Annotated in this window: 25 protein-coding genes; 3 read left to right on the forward strand and 22 right to left on the reverse strand. The window is 61.2% G+C overall.

Annotation, left to right across the window (positions count from 1 at the left end):
* Position 1: 1 nt before the first annotated feature.
* Positions 2 to 844 (reverse strand): LytTR family DNA-binding domain-containing protein, encoded by an 843-nt coding sequence (locus TG4357_RS05815; RefSeq protein WP_058261924.1) that lies wholly within the window; start codon positions 842 to 844, stop codon positions 2 to 4.
* 136 nt (positions 845 to 980) lie between these two features.
* On the opposite strand from TG4357_RS05815, the gene TG4357_RS05820 reads away from it, so the two are divergent.
* Positions 981 to 1,394 carry a PaaI family thioesterase gene (locus TG4357_RS05820; protein WP_425329308.1) on the forward strand — a complete coding sequence of 138 codons (414 nt, stop codon included), beginning with the start codon at positions 981 to 983 and terminating at the stop codon, positions 1,392 to 1,394.
* A 4-nt stretch (positions 1,395 to 1,398) separates the two neighbouring features.
* Here TG4357_RS05820 and folD read toward each other — a convergent pair whose 3' ends face one another.
* The 3 genes from folD to TG4357_RS05835 form a co-directional block, all read right to left on the reverse strand.
* Positions 1,399 to 2,301 (reverse strand): bifunctional methylenetetrahydrofolate dehydrogenase/methenyltetrahydrofolate cyclohydrolase FolD, encoded by a 903-nt coding sequence (gene folD, locus TG4357_RS05825; protein WP_058261926.1) that lies wholly within the window; start codon positions 2,299 to 2,301, stop codon positions 1,399 to 1,401.
* A 188-nt stretch (positions 2,302 to 2,489) separates the two neighbouring features.
* The gene (locus tag TG4357_RS05830) at positions 2,490 to 4,166 is read right to left on the reverse strand and encodes a formate--tetrahydrofolate ligase (RefSeq protein ID WP_058261927.1); all 1,677 of its coding nucleotides are present in this window, start codon (positions 4,164 to 4,166) and stop codon (positions 2,490 to 2,492) included.
* A gap of 143 nt (positions 4,167 to 4,309) precedes the next feature.
* On the reverse strand, positions 4,310 to 4,906 hold the full coding sequence (locus tag TG4357_RS05835; protein ID WP_058261928.1) for an MOSC domain-containing protein: 597 nt from the start codon (positions 4,904 to 4,906) through the stop codon (positions 4,310 to 4,312).
* Between the two features lies 1 nt (position 4,907).
* On the opposite strand from TG4357_RS05835, the gene TG4357_RS19450 reads away from it, so the two are divergent.
* Positions 4,908 to 5,216, forward strand: a complete 309-nt coding sequence (locus tag TG4357_RS19450) for a hypothetical protein (protein WP_139193666.1) — start codon at positions 4,908 to 4,910, stop codon at positions 5,214 to 5,216.
* A 5-nt stretch (positions 5,217 to 5,221) separates the two neighbouring features.
* Here TG4357_RS19450 and ftsH read toward each other — a convergent pair whose 3' ends face one another.
* From ftsH to ruvC, 14 genes are all read right to left on the reverse strand, one after another.
* Positions 5,222 to 7,138 (reverse strand): ATP-dependent zinc metalloprotease FtsH, encoded by a 1,917-nt coding sequence (gene ftsH, locus TG4357_RS05845; RefSeq protein WP_058261930.1) that lies wholly within the window; start codon positions 7,136 to 7,138, stop codon positions 5,222 to 5,224.
* A gap of 80 nt (positions 7,139 to 7,218) precedes the next feature.
* Complete coding sequence (gene tilS / locus TG4357_RS05850; RefSeq protein ID WP_082644099.1) at positions 7,219 to 8,466, reverse strand: tRNA lysidine(34) synthetase TilS; 1,248 nt, start codon at positions 8,464 to 8,466, stop codon at positions 7,219 to 7,221.
* Positions 8,463 to 9,290 carry a tetratricopeptide repeat protein gene (locus TG4357_RS05855; RefSeq protein WP_058261931.1) on the reverse strand — a complete coding sequence of 276 codons (828 nt, stop codon included), beginning with the start codon at positions 9,288 to 9,290 and terminating at the stop codon, positions 8,463 to 8,465. The genes tilS and TG4357_RS05855 overlap by 4 nt, the downstream gene beginning before the upstream one ends.
* A gap of 16 nt (positions 9,291 to 9,306) precedes the next feature.
* Entirely contained in the window at positions 9,307 to 9,813 is a 507-nt protein-coding gene (pal, locus tag TG4357_RS05860) for a peptidoglycan-associated lipoprotein Pal (RefSeq protein WP_058261932.1), read from the reverse strand.
* Positions 9,814 to 9,937: 124 nt separating this feature from the next.
* Positions 9,938 to 11,260: a Tol-Pal system beta propeller repeat protein TolB gene (gene tolB, locus TG4357_RS05865; protein ID WP_058261933.1), complete on the reverse strand. Its 1,323-nt coding sequence runs from the start codon at positions 11,258 to 11,260 to the stop codon at positions 9,938 to 9,940.
* Entirely contained in the window at positions 11,257 to 12,366 is a 1,110-nt protein-coding gene (gene tolA / locus TG4357_RS05870; RefSeq protein WP_058261934.1) for a cell envelope integrity protein TolA, read from the reverse strand. Before tolA ends, tolB begins: the two co-directional genes overlap by 4 nt.
* Positions 12,367 to 12,373: 7 nt before the next feature.
* Positions 12,374 to 12,859 carry a protein TolR gene (gene tolR, locus TG4357_RS05875; RefSeq protein ID WP_058261935.1) on the reverse strand — a complete coding sequence of 162 codons (486 nt, stop codon included), beginning with the start codon at positions 12,857 to 12,859 and terminating at the stop codon, positions 12,374 to 12,376.
* A gap of 3 nt (positions 12,860 to 12,862) precedes the next feature.
* Positions 12,863 to 13,558, reverse strand: coding sequence for a protein TolQ (gene tolQ / locus TG4357_RS05880; RefSeq protein ID WP_058261936.1), 696 nt, complete (start codon positions 13,556 to 13,558; stop codon positions 12,863 to 12,865).
* Positions 13,559 to 13,802: 244 nt separating this feature from the next.
* Entirely contained in the window at positions 13,803 to 14,192 is a 390-nt protein-coding gene (gene ybgC, locus TG4357_RS05885) for a tol-pal system-associated acyl-CoA thioesterase (RefSeq protein ID WP_058261937.1), read from the reverse strand.
* Between the two features lie 69 nt (positions 14,193 to 14,261).
* Positions 14,262 to 14,828: an RNA 2',3'-cyclic phosphodiesterase gene (gene thpR / locus TG4357_RS05890; protein ID WP_058261938.1), complete on the reverse strand. Its 567-nt coding sequence runs from the start codon at positions 14,826 to 14,828 to the stop codon at positions 14,262 to 14,264.
* A complete protein-coding gene (locus TG4357_RS05895; RefSeq protein WP_058261939.1) occupies positions 14,825 to 15,457 on the reverse strand; it encodes a hypothetical protein in 633 nt (210 codons plus the stop codon). Before TG4357_RS05895 ends, thpR begins: the two co-directional genes overlap by 4 nt.
* 132 nt (positions 15,458 to 15,589) lie before the next feature.
* Positions 15,590 to 16,615, reverse strand: coding sequence for a Holliday junction branch migration DNA helicase RuvB (gene ruvB / locus TG4357_RS05900; protein ID WP_058261940.1), 1,026 nt, complete (start codon positions 16,613 to 16,615; stop codon positions 15,590 to 15,592).
* A 33-nt stretch (positions 16,616 to 16,648) separates the two neighbouring features.
* Complete coding sequence (gene ruvA / locus TG4357_RS05905) at positions 16,649 to 17,338, reverse strand: Holliday junction branch migration protein RuvA (protein ID WP_058261941.1); 690 nt, start codon at positions 17,336 to 17,338, stop codon at positions 16,649 to 16,651.
* Positions 17,335 to 17,838, reverse strand: a complete 504-nt coding sequence (gene ruvC, locus TG4357_RS05910; RefSeq protein WP_058261942.1) for a crossover junction endodeoxyribonuclease RuvC — start codon at positions 17,836 to 17,838, stop codon at positions 17,335 to 17,337. Before ruvC ends, ruvA begins: the two co-directional genes overlap by 4 nt.
* Positions 17,839 to 18,157: 319 nt before the next feature.
* On the opposite strand from ruvC, the gene TG4357_RS05915 reads away from it, so the two are divergent.
* Entirely contained in the window at positions 18,158 to 18,388 is a 231-nt protein-coding gene (locus TG4357_RS05915; RefSeq protein WP_058261943.1) for a DUF1127 domain-containing protein, read from the forward strand.
* Positions 18,389 to 18,465: 77 nt separating this feature from the next.
* On the opposite strand, the gene TG4357_RS05920 is transcribed toward TG4357_RS05915, so the two are convergent.
* The 4 genes from TG4357_RS05920 to TG4357_RS05935 all read right to left on the reverse strand — a co-directional run bounded on the left by TG4357_RS05920 (position 18,466) and on the right by TG4357_RS05935 (position 22,442).
* Positions 18,466 to 18,810 (reverse strand): hypothetical protein, encoded by a 345-nt coding sequence (locus TG4357_RS05920; RefSeq protein ID WP_058261944.1) that lies wholly within the window; start codon positions 18,808 to 18,810, stop codon positions 18,466 to 18,468.
* Positions 18,811 to 18,923: 113 nt separating this feature from the next.
* Positions 18,924 to 19,790, reverse strand: coding sequence for a 50S ribosomal protein L11 methyltransferase (locus tag TG4357_RS05925; RefSeq protein WP_058261945.1), 867 nt, complete (start codon positions 19,788 to 19,790; stop codon positions 18,924 to 18,926).
* Positions 19,791 to 19,847: 57 nt separating this feature from the next.
* Positions 19,848 to 21,203 carry an MATE family efflux transporter gene (locus TG4357_RS05930; RefSeq protein WP_082644078.1) on the reverse strand — a complete coding sequence of 452 codons (1,356 nt, stop codon included), beginning with the start codon at positions 21,201 to 21,203 and terminating at the stop codon, positions 19,848 to 19,850.
* Between the two features lie 3 nt (positions 21,204 to 21,206).
* Positions 21,207 to 22,442: an MFS transporter gene (locus tag TG4357_RS05935; protein WP_058262397.1), complete on the reverse strand. Its 1,236-nt coding sequence runs from the start codon at positions 22,440 to 22,442 to the stop codon at positions 21,207 to 21,209.
* Between the last annotated feature and the right edge of the window lie 16 nt (positions 22,443 to 22,458).

The following is a 22,458-nucleotide window of genomic DNA, read 5'->3' on the forward strand; positions in this document are numbered from 1 at the left end:
ATCAGCCGACCGCGATCACCCCCGCCGCGATCAGTTGCGGGCGGAAACTGCGGCTGACCGGCACTTCGGTGCCATTGGTCAGTACCAGGAACAGCTTGCCATCCTTGTTCACATCACTGCGAATGGCTTCGCGGGCGACCCAATGCGATCTATGGGTGTTGAACCCTTCGACCCCGTTCATTTCGGCCACGGCATCGGAAAACCGCATCCGCAAACTATAAAGCGCGGTCTGGGTTTCAACATCAACGAAGTGATCCCGGGCGCTCAGATGCAAGATCGGGGCGCGGATATCATCGGGCAGGCGTTCCAACAGGCGGCAATCCGACGTTGCGGAATTTTGCTGTGGCGGTTCGTCCGTGATCACGTCGCCATCGCCGTCTTTGCCTTCGAAATGCAGGCTGCCGGTTTCTTCTGCTGCAAAATGTGAAAGTTGACTGTTCCGATGCACTCTGCGGAATGCATTCACCATGGTCGCAACAAGGAACACGAACAGGATCATCTGCCAAGCCGGCGGAATGGTCCCTGTCAGGTCGAACGACAGGATAACGGTCAGACCATAGGCAATGGGCGAGAACACCAACGTGAAGCCGAACACATTGAGCGTATCAAACAGAAAACTGTTGTCGTCGCGGACGAAATGGCTAACCCCCACCCGCACCAGATAGGCCACGAAGACCGAACTGCCGCATATCACGAACCAATAGGCCACCCGCGCCCACCATCCGAACACCGAATAGGTTCCAAAGGGTCCCATGATTGCCGCCCCGATGGCCATCAACGACCAGATCGCAACAGGCGGATAGGAAAATGTGTGCCGAAAAGCACGAAAAACAAGAGTATTCATTTGGACACCTGAAACGGGCTAAGAACGCAAAACAATGACTTTCCAGTGGTTTACTGCAATAAACGTCGGCAAGACAACTCCATGTCTTTAGGACGACAGGCAAACCATAGCTTTTAAACATTTCGGGGGGATGGAAATGACGGTCACCGGTAAAATACAGGCAAGTTTCGACGCCCAATCCATGATGAAAACACTCGGCGCCAAGCTTGTTTCGGTGGCAGATGGCCAATGCGAAATCACCGCTCCGCTGCTGCCCGGATCGCTGCAACAGCAGGGGTTTGGCCATGCTGCGCTGACCTTCGCCATCGGCGATACCGCCGCCGGATATGCCGCCTTGTCGGTGATCCCCGAAGACTGCGAAGTGCTGACCTCGGAAATCAAGATCAACTTATTGTCACCGGCCAAAGGCGACCTGCTGATCGCGCGCGGCAAGGTGGTGAAACCGGGACGACGGCTGATCGTGGTGACATCCGATGTCTTCGCCCGCGACGGCGATCAGGAAAAGCTGATCGCGCTGATGCAGGGCACTATGGTGCCGGTGACGATCTGACCGCTCAGGCGGTCAACCCTTCGGGTTCGGCCAACCCATGCGCACGGCTGCACGCGGTGACGGTATTGGCCAGCAGGCAGGCGATGGTCATCGGCCCGACGCCACCGGGCACCGGGGTGATCGCGCCGGCAACTTCGGCGCAGCTGTCAAAATCGCAATCCCCGACCAGCCGGGTTTTGCCTTCGCCCTTTTCCGGTGCATCGATCCGGTTGATGCCCACGTCGATCACGGTTGCGCCGGGTTTGATCCAATCACCGGTCACCATTTGCGGCCGCCCCACGGCGGCAACCACGATATCGGCGCGGCGGCTGACCGCCAGAATATCCTTGGTGCGGCTATGGGCGATGGTCACGGTGCAACTGTCACCCAGCAAAAGCTGCGCCATCGGCTTGCCGACGATATTGGACCGGCCAATCACCACCGCGTTCAGCCCCGACAGCGATCCGAGATGGTCGCGCAGCATCATCAGGCAGCCCAGCGGCGTGCAGGGCACCATCGCCTTTTGCCCGGTAGCCAACAGCCCGACATTGGAAATGTGGAACCCGTCCACATCCTTGGCCGGATCGATGGCATTGATCACCAAAGCTTCGTTCAGATGGCCGGGCAGCGGCAGTTGCACCAAAATGCCATGCACCTCGGGATCGGTATTCAACTGATCGATCAGCGCCAACAGGTCGGCCTCGGACGTGTCGGCTTCCAGCTTGTGTTCATAGGAATTCATTCCCACTTCGACGGTCATCTTGCCCTTGGACCGGACATAGACCTGACTGGCCGGATCTTCACCAACCAGAACAACAGCCAGACCGGGGATGATCCCGTGATCGGCCTTCAACCGCGCCACATGGCCCGCCACCTTGCCCCGTACCGTGGCCGCAAAGGCCTTGCCGTCGATTATCGTCGCCACCATAAGACCGACCTTTCCTGATCCGATACCGGGCAGCGCCGCCCGATCGTTGATTGCGTTTCGGTTGCTGCCCGTGCTCTAGCGCCGGAACGCGGCAAGCACCAGTCCGGCACCGGCAAAAACCGCCCCAAGCGGCGCAGCGCAGGTTTCCGATGCGATCCGGACCGCACCGCAACGGAAACCCGGCACGATCAGAACAGGCCTTCGATTTGACCCGCGTCGTTCAGCATGATCGCCTCGGCGCTGGGGACCCGCGGCAGGCCCGGCATGGTCATGATTTCGCCGCAGATCACCACGACGAAGCCAGCCCCCGCACTCAGACGGACCTCGCGCACCGGCACCGAATGGCCGGTCGGCGCACCGCGCAGGTTGGGATCGGTGGAAAAGCTGTATTGCGTCTTGGCCATGCAGATCGGCAAATGGCCATATCCCGCCTGTTCCCAAGCGTGCAGCTGGTCGCGGATCTTCTGATCGGCCAGCACTTCATCGGCGCGGTAGATCCGCTTGGCGATGGTTTCGACCTTTTCAAACAGCGGCATGTCATCGGGATAAAGCGGTGCAAACTGGCTCAGCCCGCTATCGGCCAATTCAGCCACCCGCGTCGCCAATTCTTCGGTGCCCGCACTGCCCTTTTCCCAATGCTGGCACAGGATCGCTTCGCTACCCTGACTGTCGACGTAATCCTTGACCGCTTGGATCTCGGCCTCGGTATCGGTGACGAAATGGTTGATCGCCACCACCACCGGTACGCCGAAGCTTTTCACATTGGCGATATGTTGGCCCAGATTGGGGCAGCCCAATTCGACCGCCTCAACATTTTCCGCCCCCAAATCGGCCTTGGCAACGCCGCCGTTCATCTTCATCGCCCGCACCGTGGCAACGATCACCACCGCGTCAGGCGCTATCCCGGCCTTGCGGCACTTGATATTCATGAATTTTTCGGCCCCCAGATCGGCTCCGAACCCGGCTTCGGTCACCACGTAATCGGCCAGTTTCAGCGCCGTGGTGGTGGCGATCACCGAATTACAGCCATGGGCGATATTGGCGAACGGCCCGCCATGCACGAAGGCGGGGTTGTTTTCCAGCGTCTGCACCAGATTGGGCTGCATCGCGTCCTTCAAAAGCACGGTCATCGCGCCATCGGCCTTGATGTCGCGGGCATAAATCGGGCTGCGGTCGCGCCGGTAGGCGACAATGATATCGCCCAGTCGTTTTTGCAAATCCTTCAGATCAACGGCCAGGCACAGGATCGCCATGACTTCAGACGCCACGGTAATGTCAAAACCACCCTGACGCGGGAACCCGTTGCTTACGCCGCCAAGACCAACCACGACTTCGCGCAATGCGCGGTCGTTCATGTCCATCACCCGGCGCCAGACGATCCGGCGTTCGTCGATTTCCAGATCGTTGCCCCAATAGATATGGTTGTCGATCATCGCGCTCAGCAGGTTATGGGCGCTGGTGATGGCGTGAAAATCACCGGTAAAATGCAGGTTCATTTCTTCCATCGGCACCACTTGGGCATAGCCGCCGCCCGCCGCGCCGCCCTTCATCCCGAAACACGGACCGAGGCTGGCTTCGCGGATACAGATCGCGGCGGACTTGCCGATCCGGTTCAACCCGTCGCCCAACCCCACGGTGGTGGTGGTCTTGCCCTCGCCTGCAGGTGTCGGGTTGATCGCGGTCACCAGGATCAGCTTGCCATTGTCACGGTCTTTCAGGCCGTTGATAAACGGTTGGCTGATCTTGGCCTTGTCATGACCATAAGGCAGCAAATGTTCCGTACCGATGCCCAGCTTGGCCCCGATGTCCTGAATCGGTTTCTTGTTGGCTTCGCGGGCAATCTCGATATCGGATTTATAGCTCATCACACCCTCCCCGGGCTTGCTGTTCGCATGTCTCTCTTTCGCCTTAGCGCATGCAGCCTCCGGGAAGGAACCGCAAATCCGACCGATCCACGGTCTGAAACGTCGCAGCGAAATCTATTTGCCTTCAATCGGCTCTCAACGCCTTATCCACGCGCCTTGTCCAGATGCGTCCAAGTGGGCTGATCAGGGATGTGCAGGGTCAGGATATCGCCCAGTTGCACCGCCCCTTCGCGTTCCACCCAAGCGGTGACGCCGCGCTTGCCCGCAGCCGCCTGCTTGAACCGCTTGCCCGCCTCTGGCAGGTCTTCGCAAATCACCGGCGCGGGCAAATGGCAGGGCCGGTTTTCCATATCGATCACCAAGCTCGCCCCGGACGGGGCCTGCAACCGCGATGACGGCGGCACATGGGTGAAATCTGGAATGCCTTCGATCACCATCGACGCCCCGACCCAACGGGGATCGAAATCATCCGCACCGATCGTTTCTGCAATCTTGGCCAATTCTTCCGCCGACAGCACCGACAATTGCCGCACATTGCGGATTTGGGTGCCGCGCGGATATTGCGCAATCACCCGGCTGCAAGACCGCCGGGTCACACCGCCATGGGCTTCGCCCGCGATCCCGGCCCAAGTCAGATCGGCCCGTTTCAACGGTTCGGCGCGCAGGCTGTGATCCCGGTCGGGCACATAGCCAAGCCAAGTGATACGAGCAGTGAAATTTGTCGGCTTCAGGGCAGGCATGATGCGCGGGTCTCCGTGGCTTTATGCGGCCACCATGGCGCAACCGGGCGGTTGCCTCAATGGCTTTCGTGTGGCCGCGATCATCCTCTCCTGCCGCTGCCGGTCCCGCGACGTTTCGCGCTGCGACAATGGCGATCAACTGACGGTGCGCAGCACGAAAAGCAACCGCCGGACCGCGAACAGCACGCTGCCATCCGGGCACAGCGCCTGCTGTTATACCGGGGTCAACGCGTTCAGGATCGGTCGCGCAAAGACGGATTTCATGAAGCAATACAAAGAAAAACCCCGCCCAATGGGCGGGGTTTGTTGATCAGATCAAACCGAAGGTTCCGGTTCCATCCCGCCGTCGCCTTTCGGCTTCGACTTGGGCTTGGTCTTGGGAATGGCGGTGACCGATGGGGCGTTGCCTTCATCCGGGGTGTCGTCATCCGATCCGGCATGCGGCGGTTCGCCCTTCATCACCCGTTTGATTTCTTCCCCGGTCAGGGTTTCGTATTCCAGCAACCCTTGTGCCAGACGTTCCCATTCGTCTTTCTTTTCGGTCAGGATACGCAGGGCTTCTTCGTAACCGTCCTGAATGAAGCGTTTCACTTCTTCCTCGACCAATTCCTTGGTATGGGCCGAAACCGAGAACCCGGCGGTGTTACCCGAATAGCCTTCATGCGCTTCGGAATAGTCGATATTGCCGACCTTGTCCGACATGCCCCAGCGCAGCACCATCGCGCGCGCCAGACCCGACGCTTGCTGAATATCGCCAGCCGGACCGTTCGACACTTCGTCTTCACCGTATTTCAGGATCTCGGCTGCCTTACCGGCCATGGTCATCGCCAGCTTCTGTTCGCATTCCGACTTGTGCCAGTTCAGCCGGTCGATTTCCGGCAGCGAAACCACCATGCCCAAGGCACCACCGCGCGGGATGATCGTCGCCTTGTAAACCGGATCGCATTTCGGCAACGTCAGCCCGACAACCGCATGACCGGCTTCGTGATAGGCGGTCTTTTCCTTCTGATCGGGCGTCAGCACCATCGACCGGCGCTCTGCCCCCATCATCACCTTGTCCTTGGCGTTTTCGAAATCTTCCATGGTGACGAAGCGGCGCCCGATCCGGGCGGCCATCAAAGCCGCCTCGTTGACCAGGTTCATCAGGTCCGCACCGGAAAACCCTGGGGTGCCGCGGGCAATGATACGCAGGTCCACGTCCGGCCCCAGCGGGGTTTTGCGGGCATGTACGTTGAGGATCTTTTCGCGACCCTTGATATCGGGATTCGGCACCGTCACCTGACGGTCGAACCGGCCCGGACGCAGCAGCGCAGGGTCCAGAACGTCCTTCCGGTTGGTGGCGGCGATGATGATGACGCCTTCATTGGCCTCGAACCCATCCATTTCCACCAACAATTGGTTCAATGTCTGTTCGCGTTCGTCATTGCCACCGCCATAGCCGGCACCACGGGCCCGGCCCACGGCATCGATTTCATCGATGAAAACGATGCAAGGCGCGTTTTTCTTAGCCTGTTCGAACATGTCACGCACACGGGATGCACCGACACCGACAAACATTTCCACGAAATCGGACCCCGAAATGGTAAAGAACGGCACCCCGGCTTCGCCTGCAATCGCGCGCGCCAGCAGCGTCTTACCGGTACCCGGAGGACCGACCAGCAGCGCCCCTTTGGGGATCTTGCCGCCCAGCCGGGAAAATTTCTGCGGGTTGCGCAGGAATTCAACGATTTCTTCCAGTTCTTCCTTAGCTTCGTCGATACCGGCAACATCGTCAAAGGTGACGCGGCCCTGCTTTTCGGTCAGCAACTTGGCCTTGGATTTACCAAAGCCCATCGCGCCGCCTTTGCCACCGCCCTGCATCCGGTTCATGAAATAGATCCAGACACCGATCAGCAACAGGAATGGCAGCAGGCTCAGGATAAAGGTTTGGAACCCAGACTGTTCCTGGCTTTCGGCTGCAACCGGGATATTTTCCGCGATCAGCATCTGGGTAACTTCCGCGTCATCCGGCTTGATCGTCACATAGTCACGGCCATCGGTGCTGCGGAAACGGATCTTTTCGCCGTCCAGCGTAACCTTGCTGACTTTCTCATCTTCAACCGATTGTACGAAATCGGAATAGCTGATGGTTTGGCTTTGCAGCGTACTGCCCGACCCACTGAACAGATTGAACAGCGCCAGGATCAGCAGAAACAAAACGACCCAGAAGGCGATATTTTTCGCGTTGCCCAAGGAAAATCTCCCAAAATCTCGGATGCTCCTGCAAGTATCACAGGAGGTATCACACTTAAATAGAGATCATGCGCGTATCTTCAATGAGATAAAAGAGGGATAGCGAAATCGTCGCGCTCTGGGCCAAGCTTTGCTTGCCACCCATTCGGCAACCCTGCCAAGGGGGCAGCAATCAATCTGCCGTCACGCCAAACCGCAGGGTCCGCCATGACCGCAGCGGCCGGCCGGCCACTGGCCCGCCAGTCGGAACACTGCGTCAATCCTTCTTCGCCCAAGGCGGCAATCCGGCAGCCATCGCTGTCCGGCCCGGTCAAAATCCACCTGCCATCCCAAGCCGCGCCCGGCGTCGCAGTCAGGCCCTTGATCGCGTCATATTCCCGAAACAGATGCAACCCGCCCTTGCGCGGCATCATCCGGCAGCCCTGCACCGTCGCCCCCTTGCCGTCGCGGATCGCGGCAAGGAAATGCGCAACCTCGGCCCGGCGCGGCGGATACCCGGCCCCGTTCAGCCAGGCCAACGCCTGCACCACGATCCGACGCGCCAATTCCGCCGGCAGGTCCAGAAACGTATCACGCGTCACGATCAAATCGCCCGCAACCCGGTTCACGTTGTCGGATACAAACCGGTGCGCGGCCCAATTCAGCGCCGCGCGGGCCTCGGTCAGGTTTTCCGCCACCTGCGCCATGCGGTCGGCATTCAGCCCGAAATCCGCCAGCATCGGCAAAATCTGGCGCGCTTTGACACGGTCGAATTTAGTGTCTTCATTAGAGGGGTCTTCAATCCAGTCCTGCCCCCGGTCGCGCAGGAAGCGGCGCAGATCGTCGCGCCGCGCCTGCAACAGTGGCCGCACGAACACGGCATCTTGCTGCACGAACCGGTCCGCCATCGCCGCCAACCCGTCCACCCCGGCCCCGCGCGCCATCCGCAGCAACAGGGTTTCGGCCTGATCGTCGCGTGTATGGGCCACCAGAACAGCGCTCAGATCCTGCCGCCGGGCCCAGTCGGCCAACAGCCGATAGCGGGCCTGCCGCGCTTGATCCTGAAGGTTGCCGCGCCCGTCCCATCCGGTCCAGCGCAACAGCGCGTGCCGCAGACCCAACCGCGCCGCCACGGCAGCGACGAACCGGGCTTCTTCGGCGGCTTCGGGGCGCAATCCGTGATCGACCGTTGCGGCGAAGACCGGCCTGCCCGTCGCCTTGGCCCAATCGGCCATCAGCACCATCAAGGCCATCGAATCACCGCCCCCCGACACCGCAACCCCCAATGGGCCATCGGGCAAGGTGACAAGCGTATCGCGCAGGCTTGCCGTGAAATCGGCTTTGGTCACGAACACCCAAGCCGGGCGCGTTCGGCCTCGGCTTCGCTCACCGCCGCAGAGCCGGGGAACCGAACACCAACTTCGCTCAACGTCACGCAGGCTTCGGATTGCTGCCCCAACTGGCCCAAGGCGCGGCCCAGCTTGAACAGGGCATTCGGTGCCTGCGGTCCTTCCGGCGCGGCGCTGAAGGCTTCCAGATAGGCGCGGGCCGATCCGGTTTTTTCCCCCAGGTTATCCATCGCATCGCCACGCGCGATCTGAACTTTCGCGGTCAGCGGGCTACCCGGATAGGCGTCGATGAATTGATCGAGAATCTTTATCGCCTCGGTGCTGTTGCCATCGGCCAGCGCGGCTTCGGCCCGATCAAAATCGGTCGCTTCGCCCACGGCCAATTCCGGTGTATTCGGCTCGCCCTGACGCACCACTGCTGCAGGCGCATTGCCCGCCGACCCGCCCAGTGTGGTGGTTTCGCCCAGCTTGCCGATATCGCAGTTGGTTTCCAATTCGCACAGGCGGAATTCCAGATCACCAACCCGGTTGCCGCCATCGGTGGCAACCCGGTTGATCCGGTATTCCAGTTCCTCGGTCTTCGAAGTCAGCTGCTGCATCTGCGCCTCGATCGCGTCCAGCCGCGCCAAGGCCGATCCGCCACCCCCCGCTCCCGTCGGTGCGCCGGTGGTGCTGAGTTCCCGCTTGAGCTGCTGAATATCGACGTAAAGCACTGACAATTCCTGCCGGATATCGGCCAAGGTCTGACCACGATCCTGCGCCCAACCGACCGGGGCCAATGGCATCATCAACGCAACACAAGCAACAACAGACACAAACCGCATCTAAATCTCCGTTAACTTAGCTCGACATCCCGGCCGAAATGACCGTCACCGCACGCCGGTTCTTGGCATAGCAGGATTCGACCGAACAAATCTCGATCGGGCGTTCCTTGCCATAGCTGACCACTTTAAGACGGCTGGGCGACACCCCGCGCGATACCAGATATTCCTGCACCGTGTTGGCACGACGTGCGCCAAGCGCAAGGTTATATTCGCGCGTGCCCTGTTCGTCGGCATGGCCTTCGATGATCGCGGAAAAATCCCCGTTCGTCGACAACCACTCCGCCTGCCCGTCCAGCGTCAGCTTGGCCGCGTCGCTCAGCGTCGATTGATCGACCGCGAAAAAGATCCGGTCGCCCACCGCTTGCTGGAAATACAGCGGTGACGTCGGATCGTCGACCGACCCGGCCACCCCGGCGGCACCGCCGCCATTCAGATAAACATCATCGCCGAACCGGTCCGGATTGGAACAGGCCGCCACAGCCAGGACCGAAGTGAGTATCAATGCCCGTACCACGAATTTCATTGCTTTTGCCCCGCTCGATTTCGTGTTTCTTTTGCATTCCTTAGCATATTGTCCGCTTGCTGGAAACGCATTGCCGGTTTTCCCGACCCCAATGGCGACTTTGCGCAACTGGGGTCGTCTTTGTTCAATTCTGCAACGGCGACCAGGCCGGATCAGACGCCCCGCCCAGCGTTTTCACCCGCTTCAGGTTGCGCCCGCTGATATCCACCGAATACAGGCTCGCCTGCCCGCCCGCGCCTTGGGTTTCGCGGGTGAACATGATCACCCGGCCATTGGGGGACCATGTCGGCCCTTCGTCAAGAAACGAAGCCGTGAGCAGACGTTCCTCGGACCCGTCGGTGCGCATCACGCCGATATGGAACCGGCCCTTGCTTTGCTTGGTAAAGGCGATCAGGTCGCCGCGCGGCGACCAGACCGGGGTGCCATAGCGGCCCTGCCCGAAACTGATCCGGCGCGGTTCGCCCCCCGTCGCCGACATGATATACATCTGCGGGGTGCCGCTGCGGTCGCTTTCGAACACGATCTGCGATCCGTCCGGGCTGAAGCTGGGCGCGGTTTCAATCGAAGCGGCGCTGGTCAGCCGCTGGGCGCTGCCGGTGCTGACATCCATCCGATAAATATCGGTGTTGCCGCCTTGGGTGACCGAATAAACCACGGTTTGCCCATCCGGCCCAAACCGCGGCGCAAAACTCATCGTGCCGGTTTGATCTTCCAGCACCCGGCGCCGGACGCTGGCCACATCCAGCAGGTAAATCCGCGGGAACCCGGTTTCATAGCTGGTATACAGGATACGGTCGCCGGTGGGCGAAAACCGCGGCGCCAGAACAATCGACCGGCTGTCGGTCAGATATTGCACATTGGCACCGTCGTAATCCATGATCGCCAGCCGCTTCTTGCGGTCATTCTTGGGACCGGTTTCGTTGACATAGACAACCCGGCTGTCGAAATAGCCGCCTTCTCCGGTGATCCGGCTATACACCGCATCGGCCACCTTATGCGCCATCCGCCGCCACCCGTCCTGTGTGCCGGCGAATTGCAACCCGCCGCCCAGTTCCTGACCGGCGAACACGTCATACAGGCGGAACTTGACCACCAGCCGACCGTTCGATTCCAGATTGACCGCCCCGGTGATCAAGGCCTGCGCATTGATCGCTTTCCAGTCCGCGAATTGCACCGGGCTGGAAAAGCTGGAAATCTGGCTGATGAAGGCGCTGTCGGGGATTTGCCGGAACAACCCGGTTCCGGCCAGATCGTCGGCCACCACCTGCGCCAAATCCTGTGCCAACTGCCGCGCGGCGCTGTTTTCGGGTACAAAATCGGGCGCGGCAAAGGGCAACGGTTCGATCACCCCTTCGGTGATTTCGATCCGAAGCGGCGCAGCCTGGGCCGTTATCGGCACGCTGAGCGCCACAACCGCCAACAGGAGGGTCAGAAACTGTTTCATCATTTGATCCTCATTTTCTCCGGATTGAAGGTCATTTCGATCTCGCGCCACTGGTCGTATTTTTCTGATGGCAGTTCGAAACCATTGGCGCCACAGCGGATGATCGCCCGGCGGACAGCCTGAAATGCCTGATTGGCCGATCCCGACGTGCCACCACTGGCGCTGACCATGCGGATGGTTTCGGTCTCCGGCGACCCGTCCGGTTTCATTTTCACCGATACAATTACGACCGTCTTCAACGCATCCGTCGAAAGCGCGCCGGTATTCCAGCATTTTTGCACCGCGACCCGCAGCGCGTCCTTTTCGCCCGAAGTCAGCGGCGGCCCCGAAGGGGTGGCCGGTTTCGGGGACTCGGCCTCGCCTGCGGCCATCGCTTCTGCCAACGCGCCGCGCACCGCATCCTGGGTGCCGGTCGTACTCTCCGCTTCGGGCTGCGCCACCCGTTGAACCGGGCGGGCACGCGGCCGCGCTGAACTGCTCGGGGCGTGGCTGGCACCTTGCTCGGCCTCGGTCACGATCTCGGTAGCGGCTTCTTCCTCGACGGTGCGGTCCTGCTGGTCCTGCTGGGTGTCCGCCGTGCTGTCATCAACCGCTTGGTCTTGCGCGATATCATCGGTTCGGTCTTCCGGGTCCGGTGCGGCCACCGGTTCCGGCGCGACCCGCGGCACTGGCCGCGGTTTCGGGGCCGGGCTGGTGTCCGGCGCGGCACTGACCGGGGCGTCGGTTGGCGGCAGCAGAACCGGGGCGACGTCTTCGATCTCGGTCGGCGGATCCGGCGGCAGCAAAGCGGCCACATCCGGCGCGGTTTCGGGCTCCGGCGGCGGCGCTGTCTGCTCCGGTTCGGCGCTCACCGGGGCGGGGTCCGGGCTTTCGGCCTGCGGTGCGGCCGGTTCAACCGCATCCGGCTCCGGCGGCGTCAGTGCCGCCAGATCCGTTTCCAGACTCGGGCCCGTCGTCGGCACCATCATCGCCTCGAATTCCGCATTGGAAATCACCGACACTTCGGTCACATCGAACGGTTCCGGCGCGGGCTGAAACACCCCGCCGATCAGCGCCCAGCCGATCAGGCCGAAATGCGCAATGCCCGAAATATACTGGCCGGTATTCATGCCCGCCTCAGTTCTCTGCCCCGTCCGACGTCCCGTTCAACGCAGGCCCGCCGGTATCGGTCACCAAACCGATATTGCTGAAACCCGCGCGGTTCAGCGCGCCCATGACCTGCACCACTTCTTCATACGCCACCGCCCCGTCGGCGCGCAGGAACACCCGGTCGCCCTGACGTTCGGCCGCGATCGCACGCAGCCGGTTGATCAACTCGCCGCGCGGCACCTCGGTTTTCTGGATCATCACGACGCCTTGCGCGGTGATCGTCACGGCCAGCGGTTCTTCCTGTTCGCCGGGCAACGCATTGGCCGCCGTTTTCGGCAATTCGACCGGCACGCCCACCGTCATCAGCGGGGCCGCGACCATGAAGATGATCAACAAGACCAGCATGACATCGACAAACGGCGTCACGTTGATTTCCGACATCGGCTTGGCACCACCGCGACGGTGCCGCCGCCGGCGGCCGCCACCTGATTTCTGCATCACGCCCGCGCCCATGACCTAAAGGTCCAACTGGCGGCTGAGGATGGTGGAAAATTCGTCGGCAAACGCTTCGTATCCGGCGATGATCCGGTCGGCATCGGCGGACAGTTTGTTATAAAAAACCACCGCCGGGATCGCCGCCAGCAGGCCCAGCCCGGTGGCCAGCAACGCCTCGGCGATGCCCGGGGCCACCACCGCCAGGTTGGTATTCTGCTGTTCCGCGATATTGATAAAGGCGTGCATAATGCCCCAGACGGTGCCGAACAGCCCGACAAATGGCGCGGTCGATCCGACCGTCGCCAGAATGGGCAACCCGTTTTGCAACCCTTCGGCCTCTTTGGCAATCGCCACGTCCATGCTGCGGTCGATCCGCGCCTGCGCCCCGGCGATCAGCCCGCCATCGTCGCGATGCGACCTCCGCCATTCGATCATGCCAGCGGCGAATATCTTTTCCGAATGCCCCTTGGGATCGGCCCCGATCTGTTCGAACAACGCGTCCAGCGGTTCGCCGGACCAGAAATTCCGGTCGAACCGGGCCGCTTCACGGCGGGCCTTCCGATAGGTGATCAGTTTCTGAATGATGGTTGACCAAGACCAGAAAGAGGCCACGATCAGCAGGATCATCACCAGTTTCACGGTCAGCGTGGCGCGCGCGAATAATGCCCACAAGGAGAAATCGATCTCCTGCACCAGGGCGAGAGTTTCTGTTTCCATATGCCTGCTCTGCTCTTGTTGGCCCCATTTTATCGGGCCTTTATTACCCGCAAAGCTAGCCGATCCTTAAGGGGAAACCAACAGAATTGGCGTCATATCGCCAAGAATTGAGCGGAATATCGCAGGCGGGCACGTGAATCGCGTTCCCAAGCCGGATGTTTCGACCCCGGCGGTCGGTTTGGGGGCCACAATGCGCAGCAAGCACCGCGTTTTTCAGCATCGGCGCGGGCCGGGCTCCTGTGGACTAATGCACCATCTGACGAACCGTTGCGGGCATCCGGCTCGGATGGCCGGTTTCGGTCATCACCACAACGGTCACGATGGCATGGAACAAAACATCCTCGTCCCGCTTGACCCGCTGTTCCAGAATCCAGCGCACCCCGGTCAACTGCACCGTCTCGGTTTCCACCACCAACAGATCGTCCAGTTTCGCCGAAGCCAGATAATCCGCCTCGATCCGGCGCACCACGAAAACCAACCCGTCCTGATCCTTCATTGCGCGCTGATCGATGCCCAATTCGCGCACCCATTCGCTGCGCGCGCGCTCGATATAGCGCAGGTAATTGGCATAATAGACGATCCCCGCCATGTCGGTGTCTTCATAATAGACGCGAATGGTCAATTCGTGGGTCATTTTGGGCGGGTCTCCGGGGTTGTTTCGACGCACCCTAACAGCCCGACCCCGCCGCGCAAGTCATTGCGCTCACCCTGCGACAATCAGCGGATAGGTCGCCAGCGCCTCGTAAACCGGTCCGCCTTCGCGCAGATGCGATTGATAGAGCGAAAACGAAATCGCTTCGCCACCGTCCAGCGCATGATCGCCCCGCGCGGCCATATAGGCGGCGATCCGGTCCCGCGCTTCTGGCGACATCGCGCCGGCAAACCGCATCAGCGTCACATGCGGCTTGAACCGCCGGCGCGGCAAATCGATCCCGGCCATCCGCGCCGCCTGCGCCACCTTTTCCTGCAACGCGGTCAGTTCCGGCACCTTTTCGACCCGCGCGGCCACCAGATTGGACCGCCGGCCACCAAACAGGTCCAACCCCTTCACCGTCAACCGCACCGGCACCATCCGAATGGCCGACAACATATCATGCAACGCATCGACGACCGGCGCCGACTGGCCATCCAGAAACGCCAACGTGACATGCATGTTTTCTTCGGGCACTTCGCGCCCGACGCCCAGACCGTCCTGCACCTCCATCAACGCCTCGCGCAACGCCTCCGGCAGGTCCAGCGCCACGAATAGCCGCAGATCGCCACGGCTCATGACGCGGTGGTTTGCGCCTGAATCCGCGCAAACAGCCGCAGCGCGTGGCTGGCATCCTGCGCCACCGCTGGCAATACCGGATCATAGGCCGCCCGCACCACCCCGGCGATATCGGGGCGCAACACGGTGACACCTCCCGCCACCGCCAAGGGCGACGCTGTCGCAAACGCCCGCTCTGACCATTGCAGCATCACCATCACCACCTGTGACAGTGCCAAGGTTTCGGCGGGCATCTCGCTCAATTGTTCATCCATCCGAACAAACGCAAACGCCGCCTGAATCGCGCCCTGATCGTCAAACCGGAACGCCCGGTACTGGTTCGCCCCCGCCGCGTTCAGCCGCGCCACCAGCGCCGCCAGATCGGGGATCAGCTTGTCCAGATCGGGAACCTCCAACAATTCGTCCCAATCGCGGAAGAAAAAGAACATCATGTTCGACCCAAGCTCGGGATCGGTTTCGGCCATATCATGACCGGCCAGCGCCGCCACCGCCTCAATCGCGCCCTTGACGATTTTCAGCGTCGCGTCATCGACGCCAAAAACGATCGGCGCGACCGGGCGGCCCCAGCGTGCAAAAGCGTATTGCCCGTCGGCGCGGGTGAACAGGGTTTCGATCTCTTGCGGTGTCATACAGGTTCCTTCAGGTATTTGCCCCATTTTCCCTCAAACCCGGCACCAAGGTCCACCCCCTGCGGATCGCTCCGCCCTGCCTTTCACTGTTCTCAAAATACGCGAATCCCGGCGCTGACAACCCAAACCGTCTTAGTCGAACAACGCGCTCTGTCCCGGTTGCTGCGGCGCATTCAATCCCAGATGCCGCCACGCTTTCGCCGCCAGCATCCGCCCCCTTGGGGTGCGCTGGATCAATCCTTGCTGCAACAGGAACGGCTCGATCACCTCTTCCAGCGCATCGCGGCTTTCGCTCAACGCCGCCGACAGCGTTTCAATCCCCACCGGCCCCCCGGCGTAATTTTCCGCGATCAGGCTCAGATAGCGCCGGTCGGCCCCGTCCAACCCCAGATGATCCACCCCCAGCCGGGTCAGCGCGTGATCGGCAATCTGCTGCGTCACCCGGCCATCGCCCTCGACCACGGCGAAATCGACCACCCGGCGCAACAGCCGCCCGGCGATCCGCGGCGTGCCGCGCGCCCGCCGGGCGATTTCAAGCGCCCCATCGGGCGACGCTGGCGCACCCAACAATCGGGCATTGCGGGTGACGATCTCGTTCAGTTCCTCGACGGTGTAGAATTGCAACCGGGTCGGGATTCCGAACCGGTCTCGCAACGGCGTGGTCAACAGGCCCAGCCGCGTGGTCGCCCCGACCAGCGTGAAGGGTTGCAATTCGATCCGCACGGTACGCGCGGCGGGACCTTCGCCGATTACCAGATCCAGTTCGTAATCTTCCAGCGCCGGATACAGCACTTCCTCGACCGCCGGGTTCAGCCGGTGAATTTCGTCGATGAACAACACGTCGCGCTCTTCCAGATTGGTCAGGATCGCGGCCAGATCGCCCGCCTTGGCCAGTACCGGACCCGAGGTCATGCGGAAATTCACCCCCAGTTCGCGCGCCATGATCTGCGCCAGCGTGGTCTTGCCCAATCCGGGGGGACCGTGAAACAGGGTGTGATCCATCGCTTCGCCGCGCTGGCGTGCCGATTGGATGAACACTTTCAGATTGGCGCGCGCTTCGGCCTGACCGATGAAATCGTCCAAGACCTGCGGCCGCAACGCGCGGTCGTTATCCTCGGCCAACCGTTCGGGGCGCAGGGTGCTGTCGGGTTCGGTCATGTACGGTCACCACGGGCAAGTTGCTGCATCCCCCTACCCTTTCGGTGCCAGTAGCTTCAAGGCCGCGCGGATCAGGTCAGACGTATCCGCTTCGGGGGCATCCTGTGCCGCCTGCGCCACCGCCCCGGCCGCTTCCGACGGGGCATAGCCCAGATTGCCCAGCGCCGACAGCGCCTCCGATTGCGCCACCGCGCTGGTCTGCGGCTTGGGCTGTGGCGCGGCGACCGGGGCGGGGCGCGACGCGGCGATTTCCTCGATCACCTCATCGGTCGACGGGGTCGCCTGCAATGTCGCCCCCAGCGACCCGGCCATCGCCATCACCGCCGGGGCCTTGTCCTTCAATTCGATGATCACCCGCTGCGCGGTCTTCGGCCCAACGCCCTTGGCCGCCTTGATCGCTGCCATATCGCCCAGCGCGATCGCCCGGCTGACGCCATCGGCCCCCAGCGCCCCCAGAATTGCCAGCGATGCCTTGGCGCCGATCCCCTGCACGCTCATCAACAACCGGTGCCATTCCTTTTCCACCAGCGTTGGAAACCCGAACAACTGCATCAGGTCTTCACGCACCAGAAGATCGGTATAAAGCGCCACCGCCTCGCCCGGTCCTGGCAAAGCGGCCAGAGTCCGGTCCGAACAATACACGATATAGCCCACCCCGCGCACATCGATCAGAACATGATCTTCGCCGCGATAATCAATCCGCCCGGACACCTTGCCAATCATGCCCGCACCCTTCTTTCCTGCATCATCGCCCCCGGAGCGCGGATGTAATGTGCGTGACAGATCGCAATCGCCAAGGCGTCGGCGGCGTCCGGACCGGCGATTTCTGCCCCCGGCAGCTGCATCTTGACCATATGTTCGACCTGTTGCTTGGCGGCATGGCCGACGCCGACCACGGTTTTCTTGACCTTGTTGGGGGCATATTCGCCCACACTCAGCCCCGCCTGCGCAGGCACCAGCAACGCAATCCCGCGCGCCTGGCCCAGTTTCAGCGTCCCAACCGCATCCTTGTTGACAAAAGTCTGCTCCACCGCGGCGGTATCGGGGCTGAATTGCCCGACCACATCGCTCAACTGCCGGTAAAGCGACAGCAATCGCATGGCAAGATCGGCCCCTTCGGAATGGCAAACGCCGTTTGCCACATGGCTGAGTCGACTGCCTTCGGCATCGATCACGCCCCATCCGAGATTGCGCAAGCCGGGATCAATCCCCAAAACCCGCATCCCTGCCCCCTGCTCTGTTGCTTTTTTGATGCACTAGCACGAAACAGGAACAAACGCCAAGAAGAAAGCGTCGGGATCACAAAATGTGCACTTTTCGGGCAACTTTTGGAAAACGGGTCGGATTCCGGCATCGCAAGGTCTGGAAACGACACCGCCCAGCCGCCGAAATGTCTTATTTTTATATGTCAAACCCATGACAAACCGCCATGCATAAAGCGCATAGGAACTATGCAACATCACCCCGTTGCGCGGTTAAATTGGGCACTCTAAATGCCGTTTAAGATAATCGAACGTAACCCAATTAATCGAGGAACCTGATATGGCTGTCTATGACAACACATCTACCCAGTATCAGGCTGGCGCTTTGGCCAGCCATATTTCGCGCGGCGGTCTGCTTTTCGCGAACACTTTGTTTGCGGTACGCGATGCGATCGCATCGTGGAACAACGCCCGCGTGACCCGGATCGAACTGTCCAAACTGACGGACCGTGAACTGGATGATATCGGCCTGTGCCGTGGCGACATCGATCAGGTTGCCAAGAAATTCTGATCCGGCAACTTCGCCAACGTAAAAGACCGCGCTGAACCCAGCGCGGTCTTTTTGATTTCGACGGCAGTTTGCAGACGTTATTTCAAATACGGCCGCAGCCTGATCGCCAGGAATTCGGACACCGGATCCGCTGCCATCACGACGGCCCCGGCCTGTTCGGCCAGCCCCCCGCGTTGCAGGCTTTCCACCCGGTCCTGATAAATTCCAAACCCCAGATGCGCCATCAGTATCGCCTTGAAGCCAACGAAGCCCAGAACAAGCAATAGAATGCCGCGCAAAGGCAAGGATCGGCGCATGCGCCGTGGCTTGGTGACAATCAAACCGTCGCGCCCCACCACCGTGACGTAACCGCGCTTCATGCGCGCACGCTTGCGGTCGATCCGGCTCAGCCGTTTGTCGAACTCTCTGAATGTATCGGCCATAGCAGCCTCCACTGGTTGAGCCCCCACTCAACAATGATAATTAAGTATTGCTGAAATGTGGCGGAAATGGGGCAAATGCCTCAATTTAGGCTAAAACCGCCCCTAATGCGCCGTTATTTGCCCAAGGTCAGGGTGGTCCATTCACCAATCTCTTCGCGATGAACAAGATTGATGCCGGATCGTGCATAAACCTCGATCACATCATCAGCCTGTTCGTTCAGAATCCCCGAAAGAATCGCATAACCACCGGTTTGCAAATTCGATGCCATGTCGGGGGCCAGATCGATCAACGGCGCTTTGAGGATATTGGCAAAGACCAGGTCGAAAGGTGCCGCAGCCGTCAGGTCGGGATTGTCGAACCCGGCGGCGACCACGCATTTGACCCGGCCATCCAGCCCGTTCACCGTGACATTGGCGTTGGCCACGTCCACCGCAACCGGATCGATATCCCCGGCCAGCACGGGATTGGGCCAAATCCGCGCCGCGCCCATCGCCAAAACGGCGGTGCCACAGCCGATATCCGCCACGTTTTTCCCGGTGAACCCATCCCGGTCCAGCCGATCCAGCGCCCGCAGGCAGCCTTGGGTGGTGCCATGATGGCCAGTACCAAAGGCCATCGCGGCCTCGATCAACAGCGGTTCGCACCCGTCGGGCACCTTGTCGGCGTCATGGCTGCCATAGACAAAGAACCGCCCGGCTTCGACCGGGGCCAGTTCGCGTTTGACCTTGGCCACCCAATCGGTTTCCGGCAATTCGGAAATCACGAACGGTTTCGCCCCGAATGCCGCCGCCAGAACCGCCAATCCGGCCTGATCGGGCGCTTCGATGAAATAGCCGCCGACTTCCCACAACCCCGATCCGTCTTCGATCTCGAACACGCCGATCCCGGTCGGTTCCGGGTTCAGCCGCTCCATCGCGTCGCCCAGCGCTTCGGCGGGCTCTTTTCCGGGCAAGGTGGTGAGGGCGGTAAAGGTGGTCATGGCTGAACTCCGGCATCTATCTGCTGGCTCAGCGCCTAAGCGCGCGGCGGTCCGGGGTCAAGTCTTTGCGCGTTTCGGCGCTTCGATCCCGCGCCCGGCCCGGACATAGCGCCAGCCAACAAAGGCGGCGGCGATGCCGACAACGCTATTGGCCACGGCCTGTGCCATTACCACGCCGCTAGACCCCCAGAGGATCCCCATCCCCAGCGCCAGCGGCGCCATCAAAAGCCCGTCACGGATCCAGTTGCTGACCGTGGCCCAGATCGGGCGGCCCAGATTGTTGAACGCGGCATTCGACACGAACAGCGCCCCGGTGAACACGAATGACCCCGCAGCGTAATGCGAAAACACCTGCACGATATGCGCGCCTTCCGGGCTCAACCCGAAACCGGCCGCGATCTGATCGGCAAAGAAGGCCATCAACGCCCATGTCACCCCGGTATAAAGGGCGCAGAATTTCAACGCGTCGACATAGGCCCCGGCGACCCGGTCGCGCAATCCGGCCCCGGCATTCTGTCCGATGATGCCGCCAATCGCGCCAGACAGCGCAAAGATACCGCCAAACCCCAGAATGGTCAGCCGCGACACGACGCCAAACCCCGCCACCGCGCTGTCGCCATGTTCCGCCATCGCCCGGATCAACACCCAGTTTCCGAACGGCGTCGACAATTGCGTCGCCACCGCGGGCAGCGCAATTGCCAGATAGGGTTTGAGGAAAGCCACCATGTCCCACTGCCGCGGCTTGGCCAGCATCCTATGCGTGACCCCCAGCCAATACAGCCCGATCAGCGCCATCATGCCGCGCGACAGGACGATCACCAATGCCGCCCCTTCGACCCCCATATCCAGCCCCAGGATCAACAGCGGATCAAGAAACACCGCCACCGCCCCGCCGGTGACCGTCACCAGCATCGACCGCCACGCATCACCCGCCGCCCGCAACACCGCCGACGCGCACATCCCCGCCGCGATCAACGGCAACGACGGCAGCGAAATCGCAAGGAAGCTGACCGCCACTTCCAGCGTTTCCCCTTCGGCTCCGGTCCAGATCAGGATCTCGCGGCGAAAGAAGAAAACCAAAACCGCGATCAACGCCTGAATCGCGGTGGCATAAATCAACACGACCGACGCAATCCGCCGCGCCCGCGCCCCTTTGCCCATCCCCAGCGACCGGCTGACCAAGGCCACCCCGCCGATCATCATCCCGATTGCCACCGACACGACGAAGAACTGGATCGTCGACGCGAACCCGACAGCCGAAATCAGGATTTCATCGCCCAGGCGACTGACCCAGAACAGGGTCAGGAAATCGACCAGGAACATGAAGCTCAGCCCCATCGCGCCGGTCATCGTCATCACCACCACGTGCCGCATCGTCGACCCGGTGGTAAATTTCGCAATCGGATGTGCCATGTCTTATTCTGCCGGGGCCGGAAGGAACCGGCTGAACAAGGTTTCGTTGCCCGGTTCGGGATGACGCGGGATCATCAGCGACAGCGCAAGCGACGTCGCCGCCATCCCGGCGGCCAGGAAAAACACCGCCCCCGGCGATACCAGCCACAGATAGCCCAGTAGCGCCGGCAGAAACACGGCCGCGATATGGTTGATGGTAAAGGCCACCGCGGCAGTGGGGGCGATATCGCCGGGATCGGCGATTTTCTGGAAATAGGTCTTCAACGCCAGGGCCAAGGCAAAGAACATGTGATCGACCACATACAGGAAAGAGGCCAACATCACCCCCCAGCCGAACCAATAGATCCCGCCATAGGCCAGGAACACCGCCACCAGCCCGCTATATTCGAAGATCAGCGCCCGGCGTTCGCCGAACCGCGCCACGATCTTGCCGAACACCGGGGCCAACCCCATGTTCAGCACCAGATTGATCAGGTAGAGGCTGGTCACTTCATGCACGTCGAACCCGAACCGTTCGACCATCATGAACCCCGCGAAAACGGTGAAAATCTGCCGCCGCGCACCGGCCATGAACTGCAACGCGTAATACAGCCAATAGCGCCGCCGCAGCACGAATTTCTTCACCTGCGGATTGGGCGCTTCGAATTGCGGATAGGCCAGCAGGCAGAAAATCGCGACCACCGCCGTGAACCCGCCCGACAGCATGTAAACGATGTTATAAGTCAGACCCAGAGCGTCCCAACTCAGCACGATCAACACATAGGCCACCAATGTGGCCGCCGATCCGGTCGCCAGCAGCCAGCCCAGCGTTTGCGGCGCGCGATCCTTCGGCAGCCATTGCAATTGCAACGACTGGTTGACCGTTTCGTAATAATGAAACCCGATCGAACTCAGCATGGTGATGGTCAGGATACCGCCCAATGACGGGAACCACGCGGTCATCGCCGTCGCCACCCCCAGCAGGATCAGCGCCACCACACCCAGCACCTGTTCGCGGATCACCATGATCAACGCGATCACCCCGATCGCAAAAAAACCCGGAATTTCCCGCACCGTATGCAGCCAACCGATATCGGAACCGTCGAACTGCGCCACTTCGATGACGAAATTGTTCAGCAAGGCCGACCATGTGGCAAACGCCACCGGCATTGCCATCGCCATCAAAAACAGCAGGCTGATCGGGCGGCGCCAGAACGGCAAATCGTGCGCCTGTGCCAACGGTATCGGGTTTCTGAACATGTTCATGATCCATGCT

The organism is Thalassovita gelatinovora, assembly GCF_001458355.1.
In the GTDB taxonomy this organism is placed as follows: Bacteria; Pseudomonadota; Alphaproteobacteria; order Rhodobacterales; family Rhodobacteraceae; genus Thalassobius; species Thalassobius gelatinovorus.

What these genes read in the sequence shown, in the direction of transcription:
- TG4357_RS05935 (WP_058262397.1), bottom strand. Translation starts at nt 22,442, where the DNA reads ATGTTCAGAAACCCGATACCGTTGGCACAGGCGCACGATTTGCCGTTC.
- ruvA (WP_058261941.1), bottom strand. Translation starts at nt 17,338, where the DNA reads ATGATTGGCAAGGTGTCCGGGCGGATTGATTATCGCGGCGAAGATCAT.
- tolQ (WP_058261936.1), bottom strand. Translation starts at nt 13,558, where the DNA reads ATGGAAACAGAAACTCTCGCCCTGGTGCAGGAGATCGATTTCTCCTTG.
- TG4357_RS05820 (WP_425329308.1), top strand. Translation starts at nt 981, where the DNA reads ATGACGGTCACCGGTAAAATACAGGCAAGTTTCGACGCCCAATCCATG.
- TG4357_RS19450 (WP_139193666.1), top strand. Translation starts at nt 4,908, where the DNA reads ATGCGCGGGTCTCCGTGGCTTTATGCGGCCACCATGGCGCAACCGGGC.
- folD (WP_058261926.1), bottom strand. Translation starts at nt 2,301, where the DNA reads ATGGTGGCGACGATAATCGACGGCAAGGCCTTTGCGGCCACGGTACGG.
- pal (WP_058261932.1), bottom strand. Translation starts at nt 9,813, where the DNA reads ATGAAATTCGTGGTACGGGCATTGATACTCACTTCGGTCCTGGCTGTG.
- tolR (WP_058261935.1), bottom strand. Translation starts at nt 12,859, where the DNA reads ATGGGCGCGGGCGTGATGCAGAAATCAGGTGGCGGCCGCCGGCGGCGG.
- TG4357_RS05855 (WP_058261931.1), bottom strand. Translation starts at nt 9,290, where the DNA reads ATGCGGTTTGTGTCTGTTGTTGCTTGTGTTGCGTTGATGATGCCATTG.
- TG4357_RS05895 (WP_058261939.1), bottom strand. Translation starts at nt 15,457, where the DNA reads ATGACACCGCAAGAGATCGAAACCCTGTTCACCCGCGCCGACGGGCAA.
- TG4357_RS05925 (WP_058261945.1), bottom strand. Translation starts at nt 19,790, where the DNA reads ATGACCACCTTTACCGCCCTCACCACCTTGCCCGGAAAAGAGCCCGCC.
- thpR (WP_058261938.1), bottom strand. Translation starts at nt 14,828, where the DNA reads ATGAGCCGTGGCGATCTGCGGCTATTCGTGGCGCTGGACCTGCCGGAG.
- ruvB (WP_058261940.1), bottom strand. Translation starts at nt 16,615, where the DNA reads ATGACCGAACCCGACAGCACCCTGCGCCCCGAACGGTTGGCCGAGGAT.
- TG4357_RS05815 (WP_058261924.1), bottom strand. Translation starts at nt 844, where the DNA reads ATGAATACTCTTGTTTTTCGTGCTTTTCGGCACACATTTTCCTATCCG.
- TG4357_RS05920 (WP_058261944.1), bottom strand. Translation starts at nt 18,810, where the DNA reads ATGGCCGATACATTCAGAGAGTTCGACAAACGGCTGAGCCGGATCGAC.
- tolB (WP_058261933.1), bottom strand. Translation starts at nt 11,260, where the DNA reads ATGATGAAACAGTTTCTGACCCTCCTGTTGGCGGTTGTGGCGCTCAGC.
- TG4357_RS05915 (WP_058261943.1), top strand. Translation starts at nt 18,158, where the DNA reads ATGGCTGTCTATGACAACACATCTACCCAGTATCAGGCTGGCGCTTTG.
- tolA (WP_058261934.1), bottom strand. Translation starts at nt 12,366, where the DNA reads ATGAATACCGGCCAGTATATTTCGGGCATTGCGCATTTCGGCCTGATC.
- ybgC (WP_058261937.1), bottom strand. Translation starts at nt 14,192, where the DNA reads ATGACCCACGAATTGACCATTCGCGTCTATTATGAAGACACCGACATG.
- TG4357_RS05830 (WP_058261927.1), bottom strand. Translation starts at nt 4,166, where the DNA reads ATGAGCTATAAATCCGATATCGAGATTGCCCGCGAAGCCAACAAGAAA.
- TG4357_RS05930 (WP_082644078.1), bottom strand. Translation starts at nt 21,203, where the DNA reads ATGGCACATCCGATTGCGAAATTTACCACCGGGTCGACGATGCGGCAC.
- TG4357_RS05835 (WP_058261928.1), bottom strand. Translation starts at nt 4,906, where the DNA reads ATGCCTGCCCTGAAGCCGACAAATTTCACTGCTCGTATCACTTGGCTT.
- ruvC (WP_058261942.1), bottom strand. Translation starts at nt 17,838, where the DNA reads ATGCGGGTTTTGGGGATTGATCCCGGCTTGCGCAATCTCGGATGGGGC.